Source organism: Roseibium algicola (assembly GCF_001999245.1).
GTDB classification, from domain to species: Bacteria; Pseudomonadota; Alphaproteobacteria; order Rhizobiales; family Stappiaceae; genus Roseibium; species Roseibium algicola.
In genome coordinates, this window is the sequence record NZ_CP019630.1 from 4,170,601 (window position 1) to 4,187,422 (window position 16,822).

Consider the following 16,822-nt stretch of genomic DNA (forward strand, 5'->3'; position numbering starts at 1 on the left):
AGAACCGACGAAACAAGGCAGTGCAAAACCAGGGGGCCGATCTTGAAATACGTCACGGCATACATCGCAACAGTGCTCGTTTTTCTTGCCGTGGACTACGTCTGGCTGACGCAGGTATCCACCCGGTTCTACCTTGACCGTATCGGCCATCTGATGATGGAAAAGCCCAACATCGCCGCCGCGAGTGTTTTCTATCTGGTGTATGTCGTCGGCATAGTGATCTTCGCGGTTGCACCCGCGCTCAAGGCAGACAGCCTTGTGACCGCCATTATTTTCGGAGCGCTGTTCGGTTTTTTCACCTACGGCACATACGACGTCACCAACTACGCAACGCTCAGGGAGTGGCCGGTTTCCGTTGTTCTCGTCGACGTTGCGTGGGGGACGGTCCTGTCCGCGGTTTCGGCCGGTGCGGGCTTCACGATCACCCGGCTGATGTCCTGATCCGCTAGACGCGAAACGCAGGGCACAACAGTCTCGTCAAAAATATCAAGACTACGTAGTTCTCCGAGGACTGGCCGTTACTGAATTTTTACGTGCAGAGCGGTAGTGTTTCATCTTGCGATAACGGCGCTGAGCAACAGCGGCCGTAAGCGGGGCTGAAAAATTACTGTCGGGGTTTCCACGTGACGCTTTCAATCAAGGGCCGGTTCGTCGCCATGGTTCTGACGGCTGCCGCCATCATGATGGCCGGTACCGCATTTGCTTTCTATACCTTCCGCCAGGCCTTCATGGAAAAGATCGGCACACCCGCCGGTGCGCAGGACTTTCTGACAGGCAATGTTGCCGGAAAGATCGACGGGCTTATCCTGGATCAGATGATCACCATCGGTCTGGTCGTGCTGCCGGTCGGTCTGGCCTTTCTGGCATTTGCAGTCATTTTGGCCGTGGGGCTCGCCCGGCCGATGAACCGGTTGCAGACTGGCCTCGACATGCTGTCCGAAGGCAATCTCGACATCCAGATCGACGGTGCCCATCGGAGCGACGAAATCGGAGCCATTGCACGGTCCGTGACCGCTTTCCGGGCCAATCTCGCCGAACGGGCCAAAGAGCAGGCAAGGCAGGAACTTGCCCACCAGGAAGCCCTCAGCGAGGAGCGCAAGGCGCTGATGCAGGATGTTGCCGATGATTTCGAGAAGTCCGTCATCGGTGTGGTTTCTGCCTTGTCGACGGCTGCCAAAAGCGTTGAAGGCAATTCGGCGGATCTGAACAGGGCGGTGAACTCGTCCATGCAGGCGGTTCAGGAAGTACATCAGGCAACATCGGAAGCCAGCAGTTCCGTCGCTTTCGTGACGAGTTCGGCAGACCGGCTGTCCGGTTCGCTGAGCCGTGTGCGTGAGGACGTCGATCAGGCAACGGACATTGCCAGCACCGCGGTGGCGGAAGCCCGGAAAACCGACGAGATTGTCGGTCGGCTTGCGGAAACCGGCCGTGCCATTGGTGAAATCGTCGAGTTGATCAGCCAGATCGCGAGCCAGACCAACCTGCTCGCGCTGAATGCGACCATCGAAGCTGCAAGGGCTGGCGAAGCCGGGCGGGGATTTGCCGTCGTTGCGAATGAGGTCAAGGCCCTTGCCGAGCAGACGACCAGGGCGACCGAAGACATCTCCGCGCAGGTGACAGCGGTGCAGGAAGTCGCGGAGCTTTCCGAAACCGCCATCCGTTCGATCGCGGAAACCATTGGCCGCGTCAGCGAGATTTCCGGAAAAATCCGCGAAGCGGTCGAGGAACAGACAACGGCCACCCACGAGATCAGCAGCAATGCACTGACGGCGCGGACCAGTTCCGATCAAGTGGCCGAAAACGTCGACACCTTGAGCGACGTTATGGAGACCAGCCGGACGGCTACCGATGAAATGAACGGTGCTGCTGCCGAACTCGGGCAATTGTCAAACAGCCTGCAAGAACAGGTTCGGCAATTTCTGCAAAGCGTGCGGGCTGCCTGAGAGGCAGCCTCGGAATGCCTTGTGTATTGGTATAAATGACAGTAACCCAATAAAATCACTTGCAGTTTAGAGATTGGTTCAGTTTTGCTCCCGTAGAGTAAGCGTAACTAATATCTTGGCTGAAGACGGAATATGGCAGAATTCTTAGCGAATGTGCCGGGTCAACATCTCCTGCTCGCATTGGGAACCGCTCTGGTTCTCATGGCCGTGTGCTATTTATGCGGCCGAAAGCAACGGGACGGCTCGGCTCCTTCCAGCGTTTCCAGATTTGGCAACGATGCCGCAATCCTTCAGCTTGTCGTGGAACATGCCCATGAAGGCCTGGTCATGCAGGACATCGACGGGCACATCGAATGGACGAACCCGGCCTATTCCCGCATCACCGGTTTCAGCGCTGAGGAAATTCGCGGCCGGCGGCCTCAGGAATTCATCTTGCCGCCGGAAAACCAGCTCCCCCCGGACGAGATCGAAAACTTCCGCTACGACCTGACGAAGTTCCGGTCGGGAACCGAAGAGCTGATCCTCAACCGGCGCAAGAACGGCGAATTGTTCTGGAACCAGCTGACCTTTGCTGTCGTCGAGGGAAAGACGCTGGAAGAAACCAAGATCATTCTGATTTGCCGGGATGTAACCAGCCAGGTTGAGCATGTGAAGGAGCTGGAGAACGCGCGCATCCGTTTGAAACATCAAGCGGAGCATGACGACCTGACCGGCGTTGCCAACCGGGCCAAGCTGAATGCCTACCTGAAGGAGCGCGTTGCGGAGGGTACGGCCGGCAGCGCTCAGATCGGAATCATCCATTTTGATCTGGACCACTTCAAGGACATCAACGACAGCCATGGACACGGAGCAGGCGACACCGTCCTGCGCCATGTGGCCATGGTGATGAGCCGTGTGCTGGGCAACAAGGGGTTGGTCGCACGTATCGGCGGGGATGAATTCGTCGCGGTGGTCGCGGACCCATCCGGCCCAGGCGAAATGGAAGATCTGGGCAGCCGGATCCTTGAGGGACTGGCCAAGCCGGTGAGAGTGGACCGTCACGAGTTGCGGGTTGCCGGCAGTGTCGGGCTAGTGCTGGCGAAAACGGCGACTGCGAGTGCGTCGGAACTGATCAATTGTGCCGATATTGCTCTTTATGCTGCCAAACGTTCGGGCCGTAGCCAGATCTCCTGGTACACGGATGCGCTTGGAGCGGCACATCGCCACCGGCGCATGATCCAGGCACAGCTGGACGAGGATCTTGAAAACGGCGGTCTGTCTTTGATGATGATACCGCAGTACGACCTGGAGAGCCGGCGGATCATCGGATACGAAGTTACGGCCTGCTGGCTGCATCCTTCCGAAGGGCTCGTGGACCCGGTCAGCCTTCTGTCGACGCACGAAGATGCCAAGAGAATCGCCCAGATCGAGCGTTTCGCGCTGCTGGAGGGTCTTTCCCAGGTCCGGCGACTTCGAGAGCTCTCGAATACGGCGTTCTTCCTGTCGGTGAACCTGAGCGGAGCCAGCCTGAAGGAAAAAGGCTTCGTTGAACAACTTCGTCAAGCTGCCTGTGAGGCTGGTTTCAAGACCGACGACATCGTGGTCGAGCTGGACGAAAAAATCATCCGTTTCGACGAACCGGACGGCCTCGCCGGATCCGTCGACCTTCTGAGGGAAATCGGTTGCAGGGTTGCCCTGGACAAGTTCGGCGGCGGACATGGCGGTGCCGGTCAGCTTATCTATCTGAACGCGGATCAATTGAAGCTGTGTCCGATGCTTATTGCAGGGCTTGAGGACAGCAAGGAAAAACGGCAGCTGGTTCAGTCGGTCACCCGGCTTGCCGGCAATCTGGGGCTGAAGATTTCTGCGGCGGGGGTCGATACGACAAAGCAGGTCGATCTGCTCAAGCAATTCGGCTGCACGACGGTGCAGGGCAAGGTCATTGCGGATCCGCTATCGCCGCATGAAGCGGAAATTCACATGCGCGAGTTCGAGCTGCTGGAGTATCAGTCCTAACCACTTTGCCGTTGGGAGAGGTTTGCGGGTCTGTGGCCGATGGGCAACAGATCGATATTTCGTGCTGCAAATTGACGCATTTTTGCTTTTCAAGTTCTCCGAAAGCAGGTACCAACATCCCCAGTCAACTCATGGTGGTTGGCTTTGTTTCCCCAGCAGCCGCCCGGCTGCGCAACCAGGAGGGCACTAAATGACAGATCGTTGCATGATCCACCCATATGCCGCTCTCCAGGCTTGCCCAGGTATCACTGTCCGCTTCCGCTAGGAAGCCACAGACCTTCTTCAAATTCCTGACTTTTGCGGTGACCGGCTGAAGCCGTTCCCATTGAGCTGCATGCGTTGCCGCGCATGTCTGCCGTCACCACGTTTACGATCCCATTTCGGAGATGATCCGATGTCATTCCATTTCACGCCGGACCTGTCCCCAGCGACAGGCCGTCCGGATATTGAAGTGTCTTTACCAGAAGAGCCACGACAGGCTTTTCCTCGCCGTGCGATGCGTGCCGCTGTCGCCGCCGGCGTTTTTCTGGGAACCACTTTTGCGATCGCCGTCGTGTTCTTCATTCCGGTCATCGTCTTCAATCTGAGCCGGATCGAGGCTCTGGAAATCGCCGGCCGTCATATTCCGGTGACGCAGTTTGCCGATGAACTCGGCGCGCTTTTCTGGGGCACCTTCATCGTGGCTCTCGCCTTTACAAGTTTCATCGCCAGTCTGCTGCTGTTCGCGACTGGCCGCATAATTCGCCCGCATAGAAAACCTGTGCGCACTGACGATGCCCTGGTGCATCTCAATGTGTTACGGTTGAGCGGGGCCGAGAGGTAATCATGTTCGAGCGTTTCGAAAAACTCGTGGACCCCTTCGAGAAGACTGTTCTCGAAGTGCCCCCGAAGGGCTTCTGGGCCTTCTGTTGGTACTACACCAAACCTGTCTGGCCGATCCTGGCCGGTGTGTCGCTTCTCGGCACGCTGGTCGCGATCGTGGAAGTCTATATCTTCACGTTCCTGGGTGACCTGGTCACCTGGCTGGAAAAATCCGATCCGGATACATTCGTCAGTCAGAACTGGCGCACGCTCCTCTTCATGCTGGTGATCCTGCTGGTGCTGCGTCCGCTGCTGGAGGTTATCTGGCAGCTGCTGTTTCACCAGGGACTGATGGGCAACTATCCCATGTCCATCCGCTGGCGGGTGCATCGATACCTGCTGCGCCAGAGCGTGTCGTTCTATCAGAACGATTTCGCGGGCCGGATCGCGACGAAACTGATGCAGACAGCGCTTGGCGTGCGTGAGGTCGTCTCGCGCATGGCCGATATCATGGTCTATGTCGCAGTCTACTTCACCGCGGCCGTGATCGTGGTCGCGGGAGCCAATATCTGGCTCAGTCTGCCGTTTCTGGTGTGGATCTCTGCTTATCTGCTCACGATCCGCTTCTTCATTCCGAAGTTGCGGGACGTGTCGAAGGAGCAGGCTGATGCACGCTCCCTGATGACCGGTCACGTGGTTGATGCCTATACCAACATCACCACGGTGAAGCTGTTCTCCCATGCGGAGCGCGAAGAAGCCTATGCGCGCACGTCCATGCTTGGCTTCCTGAAGACGGTCTTTCTGCAGATGCGGCTGGTGACAGGACTGAATATCGTCCTGGTGTTCATCAATATGCTACTGCTGACCTCCATCGGTGGTCTTTCGATCATTCTGTGGCAGGCCGGCACTGTGACCATCGGCGAAGTCACCATTGCGGTTGCCTTCGTGCTGCGTCTTCAGGGGATGTCCCACTGGATTCTTTGGGAGCTTGCAGGATTGTTCGAGAACATCGGCACCGTGCAGGATGGCATCTCCACCATTTCGCGGGAACGCGAGGTGATGGACGTCAAGAACGCCAAGGCGCTCGAGGTCGGGCAGGGCGAGATCCGTTTCGATCGCATCCGGTTCCATTATGGCAAGGAAGCCGGCGTGATCGAGGACCTCAGCCTGACGATCCATCCGGGTGAGAAGATCGGTCTGATCGGTCGGTCCGGTGCAGGCAAGTCGACGCTGGTCAACCTGATCCTGCGCTTCTACGACCTGGAGGGCGGCCGAATCCTGATCGATGGCCAGGACATCGCCAATGTCCGTCAGGACGACATCCGAGCCGAGGTTGGCGTGGTGACGCAGGATACATCGCTGCTGCATCGGTCGATCTTCGACAACGTGGCCTATGGCCGTCCGGATGCGACGCGGGAAGAGGTGCTGGCAGCGCTTGAAAAAGCACATGCACTGTCCTTCGTCGACGAGCTGGAGGACATGGAGGGCCGCAAGGGTCTCGATGCCCATGTCGGCGAGCGGGGCGTCAAGCTGTCCGGTGGCCAGCGCCAGCGGGTGGCCATTGCCCGAACCCTGCTGAAGGATGCGCCGATCCTGGCTCTCGACGAGGCGACATCCGCTCTCGACAGTGAAGTGGAGCTGGCCATTCAGGAGAGCCTGTTCGATCTGATGCAGGGCAAGACGGTGATTGCGATTGCCCACCGTCTGTCCACGATCGCGGCCATGGATCGGCTGATCGTGATGGACAAGGGTCGAATCATCGAGGAGGGGTCCCATCAGGAGCTTCTGGAGCGGGGCGGACTTTACGCACAGCTCTGGGAGCACCAGTCGGGGGGCTTTCTGTCCTCGGTTCAGGCCGCCTAAATCCAAAGACCAATGGCAAGAGCGGGATTCAATCGGATTCCGCTCTTGCACTCATTCCCCAAAAAAGGGCAGAAAAGCGGCGCGGCGGTTGTTTTGCCTGCGACATATGCGTTTCGAGGCGTTTGTTGAACTGGACAAGCGTTTCGAAGGGTGCAAAAAGACAAGCCGCTTGGCCGGTGCGGAATAGCCCGTATCCGGCCCCCGATGAGCCCGGCATGGTTCCGTTCCCTTCTTGGGCAAAGAAGGGGTCCCGGACGTGATGCGGGCTTTCGGTACAGGTTGAACAGGTTTCGAGAGGACGCGACCTTGGCACATACGGATCAGGCGGAACCGACCCGCCGCGATTTCCTCTATATTGCGACCGGCGCCATGGGCGTCGTTGGCGCTGGCGCGCTGGCATGGCCGTTCATCGATCAGATGAACCCGGATGCCTCCGCATTGGCTCTGGCTTCCATCGAGGTGGATATCTCTGCCGTGGAAGAGGGGCAGTCGATTACAGTCAAATGGCGCGGTAAGCCGGTATTCATCCGCAACCGTACCGAAACGGAAGTGGAAGAAGCCAAGGCTGTTCCCCTGGCTGATCTTCCCGACCCGCTTGCACGAAATTCTAACCTGCCGGCGGACGCGGAAGCGTCTGACGCCAACCGTGGCGTCGAAGGCAACGAGAAATGGCTCGTCCAGGTCGGTATCTGTACCCACCTCGGCTGCGTGCCGATCGGCAGCTCCGGCGACTTCGGCGGCTGGTTCTGCCCGTGCCATGGGTCTCACTACGACACCGCCGGCCGTATCCGTAAGGGCCCGGCTCCCGAGAATTTGCTGATTCCGCCGCTCGAGTTCGTCAGCGACTCGACGATCAAGATCGGCTAACGGCATAGATTTTTAGGAGACAGCCATGGCTGGACATTCAAACTATGTACCGCAGAGCGCTCCGGCAAAGTGGCTGGAAAGCCGCCTGCCGGTCATCTCGCTCGTTCGCGGCTCTTTTGTTGATTTCCCGACGCCGAAGAACCTGAACTACTGGTGGACCTTCGGTGGCATCCTGTTCTTCGTGCTGATCGCGCAGATCATCACCGGCATCGTGCTGGTGATGCACTACACGCCAAGCACCGATGCAGCCTTCAACAGCGTCGAGCACATCATGCGCGACGTGAACTTCGGCTGGATGCTGCGTTACCTGCATGCAAACGGCGCGTCGATGTTCTTCATCGCCGTGTACATCCACATCTTCCGTGGTCTTTATTACGGTTCCTACAAGGCGCCGCGCGAGATCTCCTGGATCCTCGGCGTGATCATCTTCCTGATCATGATGGGCACCGCCTTCATGGGTTACGTGCTGCCGTGGGGCCAGATGTCCTTCTGGGGCGCAACGGTTATCACCAACCTGTTCTCGGCCATTCCGCTGGTCGGCGAAGAAATCCGCACCTGGCTTTGGGGTGGTTTTGCGGTCGACAACCCGACCCTGAACCGCTTCTTCTCGCTGCACTATCTGCTGCCGTTCATGATCTTCGGTGTCGTTATCCTGCACGTGTGGGCGTTCCACACCACGGGCAACAACAACCCGACAGGCGTTCAGCCGAAGACCAAGCAGGACACGGTTCCGTTCCACCCGTACTACACGATCAAGGATCTGTTCGCGATCATCGTGTTCATGATCCTGTTCGCATGGTTCGTCTTCTACGTGCCCAACTACATGGGTCACCCGGACAACTACATCGAAGCAAACCCGCTCGTGACCCCGGCGCACATCGTTCCGGAATGGTACTTTCTGCCGTTCTACGCGATCCTGCGCGCCATTCCGGACAAGCTCGGCGGTGTTGTCGCCATGTTCGGTGCCATTGCAGTTCTGTTCGTTCTGCCCTGGCTGGACACGTCCAAGGTTCGCTCCGGCACCTACCGCCCGCTGTTCAAGCAGTTCTTCTGGATCTTCGCTGCCAACGCCGTTGCGCTTGGCTATCTCGGCGCCATGCCGGCCGAAGGCACCTACGTTCTGCTCGCCCGGGTCTGCACCGCCTATTACTTCGCCCACTTCCTGATCATCCTGCCGATGCTCGGGTTCCTGGAAAAACCGCGGCCCTTGCCGGCCTCGATTTCCGAAGCGGTTCTGAAGGGCGGAGCCGGCAAACCGGCTGGTGCGACTTCAGCACCGGAAACGAAGTAACGCGGCCCGGATCAGGAGTTAATTGAGACAATGAGCACCATGATCAAAATGGTTCGTTCCTTCGCTGCGGTGGCGGCTGTCGCCATCGCGACCCCGGTCTTCGCAGCAGGCAACGCCCCGCACATCGAGCGGGAGCAGTGGTCCTTCTCGGGTCCGTTCGGTTTCTACGACCGTGGCCAGCTGCAGCGTGGCTTCAAGGTCTACCGGGAAGTCTGTGCTTCGTGCCACGGCCTGAAGCAGGTTTCTTTCCGTAACCTTGCTGAAGACGGTGGCCCGAGCTTCACCGAAGATCAGGCCAAGCAGATCGCGTCCGAGTACACCGTCATCGACGGTCCGAACGACGACGGCGACATGTATGAGCGTCCGGGTATTCTGGCGGACAAGTTCCCGTCTCCGTTCCCGAACGAGCAGGCTGCCCGCGCTTCCAACGGCGGCGCTTACCCGCCGGACTTCTCGCTGCTGGCAAAGGCCCGTGCGGCGCACCGCGGTTTCCCGTGGTTCGTCTTCGACGCCTTCACCCAGTATCAGGAGCAGGGCCCGGATTACATCTACGCGCTTCTCACCAGCTATCCGGAAGAAAACCCGGCATGTCTGGGTGAGGACTTCACCGGCAACTACAACCCGGCATTCCTGGGTGGTTCCGTTACCGCTGAAGCTTGTGCGCACGAGCATCTGACAGGTGGTCCGATCGGCATGGCCGCACCGTTGTCCGACGAGCTGGTCGAATACACCGACGGCACACCGATGACGGTCGACCAGTATGCGCATGACGTCGCTGCATTCATGATGTGGGCCGCCGAGCCGCATCTGGAAGAGCGCAAGAAGATCGGCTTCCGGGTCATGATCTTCCTGATCGTCTTCGCCGGCATGCTCTACTTCACGAAGAAGAAACTGTGGCGCAACGTTGAGCATTGATTGATTGCCGCCTAAGTGCATGATGAAAGCCGCCGGACCTTCCGGCGGCTTTTTCTTTGAGGGGTAATGCAATGCGCCGCGCATTGATGTTTCTGGCAATTCTCCTGCTTCCTGTCCCCGCAAATTCGCAATCGGCCGCAACCCACATGGTCGAGGTCCTGGACATGCATCTTGCCATGCGCGCTGCGCTGCGAGCCGTCGAGGTCTGCAACGAGGCAGGTTTTCAGGCCGGAGCTTCCGTGGTGGACCGTTTCGGCGTCGAGCAAGTGACACTGCGCAGCAACATGGGCGGTGCGCATGTTGCCGAAACCGCCCGTCGCAAGGCCTGGACCGCCGCTTCATTCAACCTTCCCAGTTCGGATCTTGGTTCGCTCGCCGGACCGGGCGGAGAGGCCAGTCTTGCAGCTATTCCAGGGGCGTTGCCTCTGGCTGGGGGGCTGCCCATCGTCTCGGCGACCGGAATGCTTCTCGGAGCGATTGGCGTTGCCGGAGGCGGTGGCGGCGAGAACGAGGCGAAATGCGCCAAGGCCGGGCTTGACGCCATCGCGGATCAATTGAAATAAACCATCGCTGATGCGGGCCTGTGTCCCGCAGGAATTGATTTTGAATCTGTTTGGAGTGGTTATGGCAGACGCAGTATTGGGCATTATCGGCGGGTCTGGAATCTACGACCTTCCGGGTCTGGAAAACTCCGAATGGATCGCCGTCAACAGCCCCTGGGGCACGCCGTCCGATGAAGTGCGTATCGGCACCATTGATGGTCTCAAGGTGGTTTTCCTGCCCCGCCATGGGCGCGGACACGTTTATTCGCCGACAACCATCAACTACCGCGCCAACATCGACGTGATGAAGCGCTGCGGTGTCACCGATCTTCTGTCTGTCTCTGCCTGCGGATCGCTCAAGGAAGAACATGCTCCAGGCACCTTCGTGCTGGTGGACCAGTTCATCGACAGGACGTTTGCGCGGGAGAAGAGTTTCTTCGGTACCGGCTGTGTCGCGCATGTGTCCATGGCGACACCGGTCAGCCCGAAGCTGGTCGATGCCGTGGCGGCAGCCGCGAAAGCGGAAGGCCTCGCCTATGCCAAGGGCGGCACCTATCTGGCCATGGAAGGCCCGCAGTTCTCTTCTCTAGCGGAAAGCCAGCTCTACCGATCCTGGGGCTGCGACGTCATCGGCATGACCAACATGCCGGAAGCAAAGCTTGCCCGTGAGGCTGAGATTTCCTACGCCACCATCGCGATGGTCACCGACTATGACAGCTGGCACCCGGACCACGGCGAAGTCGATATTCAGGCCATCATCAAGGTTCTTCACGAGAACGCCGAAAACGCCCAGAGGCTTGTTGCGCGTGTCGCAAGGGATCTGCCGCGCGAACATCAGTCCTGCCCGGCCGGGTCCGATACGGCGCTGGAGTTTGCCATGATGACCGCACCGGACAAGCGCGACCCGGCGCTGGTGGCGAAGCTCGACGCTGTCGCAGGACGGATCCTGAACCGGACCTAACCGGATCGCCGGCCGAAAGTGTGGCCGGCATAACCCCTTGAGACAAAGCGAAATTGCTTCGACCGGCAGGTCAAACTTGCTATAACCACCGGCCGGGGCAGATGCCTGGAACTATTTTAACAGAGAGATATCCCGATGACCGCACAGACCATTCAGGATGAGCTTGTCAGTGCAATCCGCACGATCAAGGACTATCCGAAAGAGGGCATCCTGTTCCGGGATATCACGACGCTGCTCGGCGATGCCCGTGCCTTCCGCCGGGCGGTCGATGCCCTGGTGCAGCCCTGGGCTGGCTCCAAGGTCGATCAGATTGCGGGCATCGAGGCGCGCGGTTTCATTCTCGGGGGCGCGGTTGCGCACCAGCTGTCCGCCGGCTTCGTGCCGATCAGGAAGAAGGGCAAGCTCCCGCACGAAACCGTCCGGATCGCCTATTCCCTGGAATATGGCCTGGATGAGATGGAAATGCACAAGGATGCGATCAAGCCGGGCGACCGTGTCATCCTGGTTGACGACCTTATTGCTACCGGTGGAACGGCAGAGGCTGCCTGCAAATTGTTGCGGTCCATGGGCGCCAACATCGAGTCGGCGTGCTTCATCGTCGATCTGCCAGATCTCGGCGGGCGCAAGAAACTGGAAGCGATGAACGTTCCAGTGCGCACCCTCGTGGAATTTCCGGGTCACTAGGTCTGTCATGGCGGGAGGAGCCGAGGGCAGAGACGTGATACCGGACTTTTCAGCGAAATTTCAGAAGGATTTCGAGACCCTTCTGAAATGGCGACGGGACGTGCGCCGTTTCAAGCAGGAGCCGTTGCCGGCAGGCGCTCTCGACCATCTTCTGCAACTGGCGGACCTCGCGCCCTCTGTTGGCAACAGTCAACCCTGGCGAATTGTTGTCGTCGACAGCGCCGAGGCGCGTGGGCGGATCATCGCGAGCTTCGAAGCGGAAAACGAAGAAGCCGCCAGGACCTACAGTGACGACAAGGCACTCGCCTATCGTCAGCTCAAGCTGGCGGGGCTGAAGGAAGCCCCCGTGCATCTGGCGATTTTCTGCGACGACGACCCGGAACAGGGCCACGGACTGGGCCGGCTGACCATGCCGGAAACGCTGGCCTATTCCACGGTCAGCATGATCCACACATTCTGGCTGGCGGCTCGTGCCGAAGGTGTCGGGGTTGGCTGGGTGTCGATCCTTGATCCGGACGCGGTGACAGAGGTGCTGCAGGTTGACGCCGGTTGGCGCCTCGTGGCTTATCTATGCGTCGGTTATCCGGAAGAAGAGCATATCGACCCGGAGCTGGAGCGAGCGCGTTGGCAGGCGCGCACGCCTCTGGCATCCCGCGTCATTCACCGATAGGGCATCCTGCGGCCAGACGACCGCAAAAAGGATGCTCGCAAATTATGGAAGCGATCGGCAAATGCTTGTTCAATTGGCGACGATTGAAGGGCCGCTGATCTGGAGGCAGGGCAGACCATGAGCGTGATCATCCGACGGATCAACGAGGAAGACAAGGAAGCTGTGTTCCAGCTTCTGGCAGACCGATGGGCAGGCCCCGAAATGCTATTGGACGGTGAGCTCGTCGATGCGTCGAGCCTGCCGGGTTATGTTGCCTACGCAGGCGACGATCTTGTGGGGCTCGTGACGCTGATCAAACGGGAAAGCGAATGGGAAATCCTCACGCTGGACTCGCTCAGCCGCTGGGGTGGCACCGGAACACTGCTGCTGAACGCCGTGGTCGATGAAGCAAAGGCGTCCGGCATCAACAGGCTGACCGTCCGTACGTCCAACGATAACCTCGACGCCTTCCGCTTCTATCAACGGCGCTGTTTCCGTCTGGAGCGGATCGCGCAAGGTGTCATCGACGCCGAGCGCGAGAAGAAGCCGGAAATCCCGCTGCGTGGCGACTACGGTATCGAAATCCGCGACGAAGTCCTGTTTGCCCGCAGCCTTTGAGGTGCTGGTGACATCCCATTTCTTTCCCACCTTTTCTGCTTCGGTCTTGCCAGCCCGAACACGTGTCCGAGCATCCTGTTATTGCCGGACGATCGCGCCGACGGCGTTGACCAAAAGTCTTGAGGCGGTCAGCGCGCTGAGGCCGTCGATATCGTTTGGCGGGTAGAATTCGACAAGGTCAAACCCAACGATCCTTGCGCGTCTGCCCAGACCCGCAATCAGATCGATCGCCTGCGTGTAGGTGAGCCCGCCGGGCGTGCGCGCGGCAACGCCGGGCATGATTGCCGGGTCGAGGCCGTCACAGTCCAGCGTGACGACGCAGCGCGCGCCGTGTGGAATATGCTTCAACGGGGCCGAGATGCCTTCTGCGTGGACCTCGCGCGCTGTGACAAAGCGGCTGCCATAGGTTTGTGCAGCCTCGATTTCGTTTTTGCCGGCGCTGCCGACGGCACGCAGGCCAACCTGAACGAGGCCCGCAACATGCGGCATCTCGCTGATGCGGCGCATCGGGCTGGAGTAGCCGTAGCGCTCGCCGTCGACCTCATCGCGCCAGTCGATATGGGCATCTATCTGCAGCACCCATAGGGGCCCCTGATCAGCGAAGGCGGCGAGGAAGGGGATCGGCAGGGAATCATCACCGCCAAGCAGGATCGGAACGGCTGGCAGTGCCAGGATCGAGCGTGTTTGTGCCTCGATCCGTGCCCGGTTGCCTGCGTTGTCGTGCAGCCGGGTGTCGATATTGCCAATGTCGGTGCAGCAAACCGGCTGACCCTCGAATAGCGGTCCACCGAGATCGAAGTCCCAGTGGCCGACGAGGCCGGCATCTTCCTGACTGGCTGCGCGAATGGCATCGGCTGCTCCGGTGTATCCGCTGCTGTCCTTGCCAGGGTAAGTGCTGCCGTGTCCGGCACCGAAGATCACAGCACGTGGTGTCCGGTTTTCCGGAAGCTGTGCGGGAAAGTCGAGAAAAGGCACTCGGTCGGTCCTGTTCGGTTTCTTGCGGGCGGTATACTGCAGAAAGGCAAATTACCAGGCGTTTGAGAACGCTTTCGATGCCTGACAGCATCGACCTCAGCTTAATCGAAGACCGGGATCTGCCAAAGTTCAAGGACAAAAACCGGTTCCCGCGTCAGCTCTTGCCGGATGGGGAACGGAATTTGCATTGCGGCGCACAATAGTTATACTTGCTCATTCCCAAGTTCATTTTTCCTGAACGGAAAAATTCCGCACATTTGTGCTCAGAATTCCTGAGGAGGATAATTTATGCCCGTCGCCAGGTCCTTGGAAACGGCTGAGGAAATTTCAGATATTGCTTTCGGATTTATGGGCTCCAAGGCTCTTTTTTCTGCACTTCATGTAGATTTGTTTTCACTGCTTTCCGAAAAGACCTTGACGCCACAGCAAGTTGCTGAAGAAAGCGAGCTTGATCTTGATCGCGCCACAACACTGTTGACCGCGCTTACGAGCCTCGGGCTGGTGCGCCGGGAAGGAGCAGGCTTCACCAATTCGCCCGCAGCGGAGGCGTTTCTGGTGAAAGGACGGAAGTATGATTTCGGCGACTATCTGCGGTTTCAGATCGACAAGCAGATGTACCCCTTCATGACGCAGCTCAACGACGCCCTGACGGACAGTCTGGAGGACGACCAGGTTGCTTCCTACGAGACCTGGTTCAGCGACCCGGAAGAAGCACGGCTTTATTCCCGGTCCCAGCATGCAGGCTCGCTTGGGCCCGGGCGGGGACTTGCCAAGCTCGTGGATCTGTCCGCTGCCAAGCAGTTGCTGGACGTTGGCGGTGGCACCGGGGCCTTCTCGATTTCGCTTTGCAAGGCGTATCCGGGACTGCGATCAACCGTTCTGGATTTTCCGAATGTCGCCAAGGTGGGCGAAGAGTTCATTGCCGAAGAAGGCCTGCAGGACCGCATCCGCTACGCGCCGGGCAATGCCCTGAAGGACACATGGCCGGACAGCGCGGACGCAGTGCTGATGTCCTATCTCTTTTCCGGCGTCCCAGGCACGGCCATTCCCGGGCTTGTGCGCAAGGCCTTCGAGGTTCTGACACCGGGCAGTGACTTCATGGTGCATGACTTCATGGTCGACGAAAACCGCGACGGGCCGAAGCTGGCCGCGCTCTGGCAGCTTCAGCACACTGCCTTCAACCCGGAAGCCCGTTCGATCACGAGTTCCTACGTTGCCGGCTTGATGGAAGCCGCTGGCTTCACGGATATCGCAGTTGAAGTGATGATCCCGGGCATGACGATGCTGGTGCACGGCCGCAAGCCGGAATAGCATCACGCGGAAAACTGCGGCAAATGGGCATGATGTCCGTTTGCCGCAGTGCCTGGAACAGGCAAACGGATTAGGGACAAACTCTACGTGTTTTCCCTAAGATCCGGAGAAGAGATGTCTGCTTCATCTGCCCCCAAGGAAGTCCTGGTGCTACGGCTGCTTCTGGCCGTGCCCGTCTTGAACCTGTTTCTCAAGGAAGCGCTTTATGGCGCGGAAGATGCCAAATACTGGTTCATCGCCAATCTCGCGATGATCTGGGCGGTGTCGATCTATGCCTTCGGATACCCGGCGATCATCCTGCCGGCGCTGACCATGGTGCCGATGGCCTTCTTGTGGATCTTGGACGTCTGCCGCTGACGCTCAGCTCGCATGCGAGGCATGGCAAGACAGGATCGCCAACCGCAAAGCGTGCTGCCGTCTTGAGGACGCAGCACGCTGTTGCGTTTTAACAGGGCCGACTGATTGTCCGGTTAGCGCTTGCGGCGTTCGACGAACACCGTGCCCTTGAAGGAGAACACCAGCGTACCGTCCTGATTGAAGGCCTGCATGTCGGAATGAACCAGACCCCAGTCCGGACGGGTCCGGCTTTCGGTCTTGCCGGTGACCACACGCCGGTAGCGCAGGGTGTCTCCAACAAAGACCGGCCTGATCCACTTGAGATCCTCGAACCCGGGCGAGGGGCCGATATTGGCTGGTGTTTGCCCTGCTGCCAGCGCTTCTTCCTGAAGAGCCTTGTGCCTGGCGACCCAGAGCTTCATGAAAACCGCTGCCGTGTGCCAACCGGAAGCGCACAGGCGACCGAAATGGGTCCGCGCGGCGGCCTCCTCGCTGAGATGAAAAGCCTGCGGATCGTATTTTTCCGCAAAACGCACAATGTCTTCCCGGGTGAAGGTGTGTTCCCCAAGGTCAAGCGTGTCACCCACTTCAATATCTTCGAAAAAGGCACTCACCGGGTGACCTCCCGTCTTGCGAACAGGTTCGGGTTTTCCCAGACGAGCACTTCGATGCCCTTCTGGTTCTTGGCCGTCACGCGAATGTTGACAAGCCCAAGGTCCGGTTTCGACCGCAAGTCTCTCGTGTCGAGTATTTCGACCCGGGCCGTTAGGCAGTCACCTGGATGAACGGGACGCTTCCACTGCAGCTTGGTGATACCCGGCGAACCACGGCCGCTTGTCCTGGTCAGGAAATTTTCGGCAAGCAGGCGCATCACCATCGAACCTGTATGCCATCCGGAGGCAGCGAGCCCGCCCAGGATGGATGCCGTGCCGGCCTCTTCGTCGAGGTGGAAAGGCTGCGGATCGAACTCGGCAGCGAAATCGATGATTTCGTCCCTGCTGACAGTGAGGGAGCCCAGCTCGAAGACCTGACCAGGTTGGAAGTCTTCAAAATAAAGGAGATCGGTCATGA

General features: G+C 59.0%; 18 protein-coding genes. 15 read left to right on the plus strand and 3 right to left on the minus strand.

What is annotated here, in order from left to right:
* Positions 1–42: 42 nt before the first annotated feature.
* The 13 genes from B0E33_RS19205 to B0E33_RS19265 all read left to right on the plus strand — a co-directional run bounded on the left by B0E33_RS19205 (position 43) and on the right by B0E33_RS19265 (position 13,129).
* Positions 43–441 carry a DUF2177 family protein gene (locus tag B0E33_RS19205; protein ID WP_077292109.1) on the plus strand — a complete coding sequence of 133 codons (399 nt, stop codon included), beginning with the start codon at positions 43–45 and terminating at the stop codon, positions 439–441.
* 182 nt (positions 442–623) lie between these two features.
* Positions 624–1,943, plus strand: coding sequence for a methyl-accepting chemotaxis protein (locus tag B0E33_RS19210; RefSeq protein WP_022998126.1), 1,320 nt, complete (start codon positions 624–626; stop codon positions 1,941–1,943).
* Positions 1,944–2,075: 132 nt separating this feature from the next.
* On the plus strand, positions 2,076–3,938 hold the full coding sequence (locus B0E33_RS19215) for a putative bifunctional diguanylate cyclase/phosphodiesterase (protein WP_077292110.1): 1,863 nt from the start codon (positions 2,076–2,078) through the stop codon (positions 3,936–3,938).
* A 394-nt stretch (positions 3,939–4,332) separates the two neighbouring features.
* Complete coding sequence (locus tag B0E33_RS19220) at positions 4,333–4,761, plus strand: hypothetical protein (protein WP_145903536.1); 429 nt, start codon at positions 4,333–4,335, stop codon at positions 4,759–4,761.
* 2 nt (positions 4,762–4,763) lie between these two features.
* On the plus strand, positions 4,764–6,602 hold the full coding sequence (locus B0E33_RS19225; RefSeq protein ID WP_062487611.1) for an ABC transporter ATP-binding protein: 1,839 nt from the start codon (positions 4,764–4,766) through the stop codon (positions 6,600–6,602).
* A 306-nt stretch (positions 6,603–6,908) separates the two neighbouring features.
* Positions 6,909–7,469: a ubiquinol-cytochrome c reductase iron-sulfur subunit gene (petA, locus tag B0E33_RS19230; protein ID WP_022998122.1), complete on the plus strand. Its 561-nt coding sequence runs from the start codon at positions 6,909–6,911 to the stop codon at positions 7,467–7,469.
* Positions 7,470–7,494: 25 nt separating this feature from the next.
* Complete coding sequence (locus tag B0E33_RS19235) at positions 7,495–8,760, plus strand: cytochrome b (protein WP_022998121.1); 1,266 nt, start codon at positions 7,495–7,497, stop codon at positions 8,758–8,760.
* A 30-nt stretch (positions 8,761–8,790) separates the two neighbouring features.
* The gene (locus B0E33_RS19240; RefSeq protein ID WP_022998120.1) at positions 8,791–9,675 is read left to right on the plus strand and encodes a cytochrome c1; all 885 of its coding nucleotides are present in this window, start codon (positions 8,791–8,793) and stop codon (positions 9,673–9,675) included.
* A gap of 71 nt (positions 9,676–9,746) precedes the next feature.
* The gene (locus B0E33_RS19245; RefSeq protein WP_022998119.1) at positions 9,747–10,238 is read left to right on the plus strand and encodes a GlcG/HbpS family heme-binding protein; all 492 of its coding nucleotides are present in this window, start codon (positions 9,747–9,749) and stop codon (positions 10,236–10,238) included.
* A gap of 61 nt (positions 10,239–10,299) precedes the next feature.
* Positions 10,300–11,178, plus strand: coding sequence for an S-methyl-5'-thioadenosine phosphorylase (locus tag B0E33_RS19250; RefSeq protein WP_031268268.1), 879 nt, complete (start codon positions 10,300–10,302; stop codon positions 11,176–11,178).
* A gap of 135 nt (positions 11,179–11,313) precedes the next feature.
* A complete protein-coding gene (locus B0E33_RS19255) occupies positions 11,314–11,862 on the plus strand; it encodes an adenine phosphoribosyltransferase (protein WP_022998117.1) in 549 nt (182 codons plus the stop codon).
* A gap of 7 nt (positions 11,863–11,869) precedes the next feature.
* Entirely contained in the window at positions 11,870–12,532 is a 663-nt protein-coding gene (bluB, locus tag B0E33_RS19260; protein ID WP_077292111.1) for a 5,6-dimethylbenzimidazole synthase, read from the plus strand.
* A gap of 117 nt (positions 12,533–12,649) precedes the next feature.
* Complete coding sequence (locus tag B0E33_RS19265) at positions 12,650–13,129, plus strand: GNAT family N-acetyltransferase (protein WP_077292112.1); 480 nt, start codon at positions 12,650–12,652, stop codon at positions 13,127–13,129.
* Positions 13,130–13,207: 78 nt separating this feature from the next.
* Here B0E33_RS19265 and B0E33_RS19270 read toward each other — a convergent pair whose 3' ends face one another.
* A complete protein-coding gene (locus B0E33_RS19270) occupies positions 13,208–14,104 on the minus strand; it encodes an agmatinase (protein ID WP_077292113.1) in 897 nt (298 codons plus the stop codon).
* A 348-nt stretch (positions 14,105–14,452) separates the two neighbouring features.
* Between B0E33_RS19270 and B0E33_RS19275 the strand changes: the two genes are divergently transcribed.
* Both B0E33_RS19275 and B0E33_RS19280 read left to right on the plus strand, forming a co-directional pair.
* Positions 14,453–15,415, plus strand: coding sequence for a methyltransferase (locus B0E33_RS19275; protein ID WP_228872725.1), 963 nt, complete (start codon positions 14,453–14,455; stop codon positions 15,413–15,415).
* A gap of 114 nt (positions 15,416–15,529) precedes the next feature.
* Positions 15,530–15,772 carry a hypothetical protein gene (locus B0E33_RS19280; protein ID WP_055655914.1) on the plus strand — a complete coding sequence of 81 codons (243 nt, stop codon included), beginning with the start codon at positions 15,530–15,532 and terminating at the stop codon, positions 15,770–15,772.
* Positions 15,773–15,885: 113 nt separating this feature from the next.
* On the opposite strand, the gene B0E33_RS19285 is transcribed toward B0E33_RS19280, so the two are convergent.
* Together B0E33_RS19285 and B0E33_RS19290 are read right to left on the minus strand one after the other, a co-directional pair.
* Entirely contained in the window at positions 15,886–16,365 is a 480-nt protein-coding gene (locus tag B0E33_RS19285; protein ID WP_077292114.1) for a MaoC family dehydratase, read from the minus strand.
* Positions 16,362–16,820, minus strand: coding sequence for a MaoC family dehydratase (locus tag B0E33_RS19290; protein ID WP_077292115.1), 459 nt, complete (start codon positions 16,818–16,820; stop codon positions 16,362–16,364). Before B0E33_RS19290 ends, B0E33_RS19285 begins: the two co-directional genes overlap by 4 nt.
* Between the last annotated feature and the right edge of the window lie 2 nt (positions 16,821–16,822).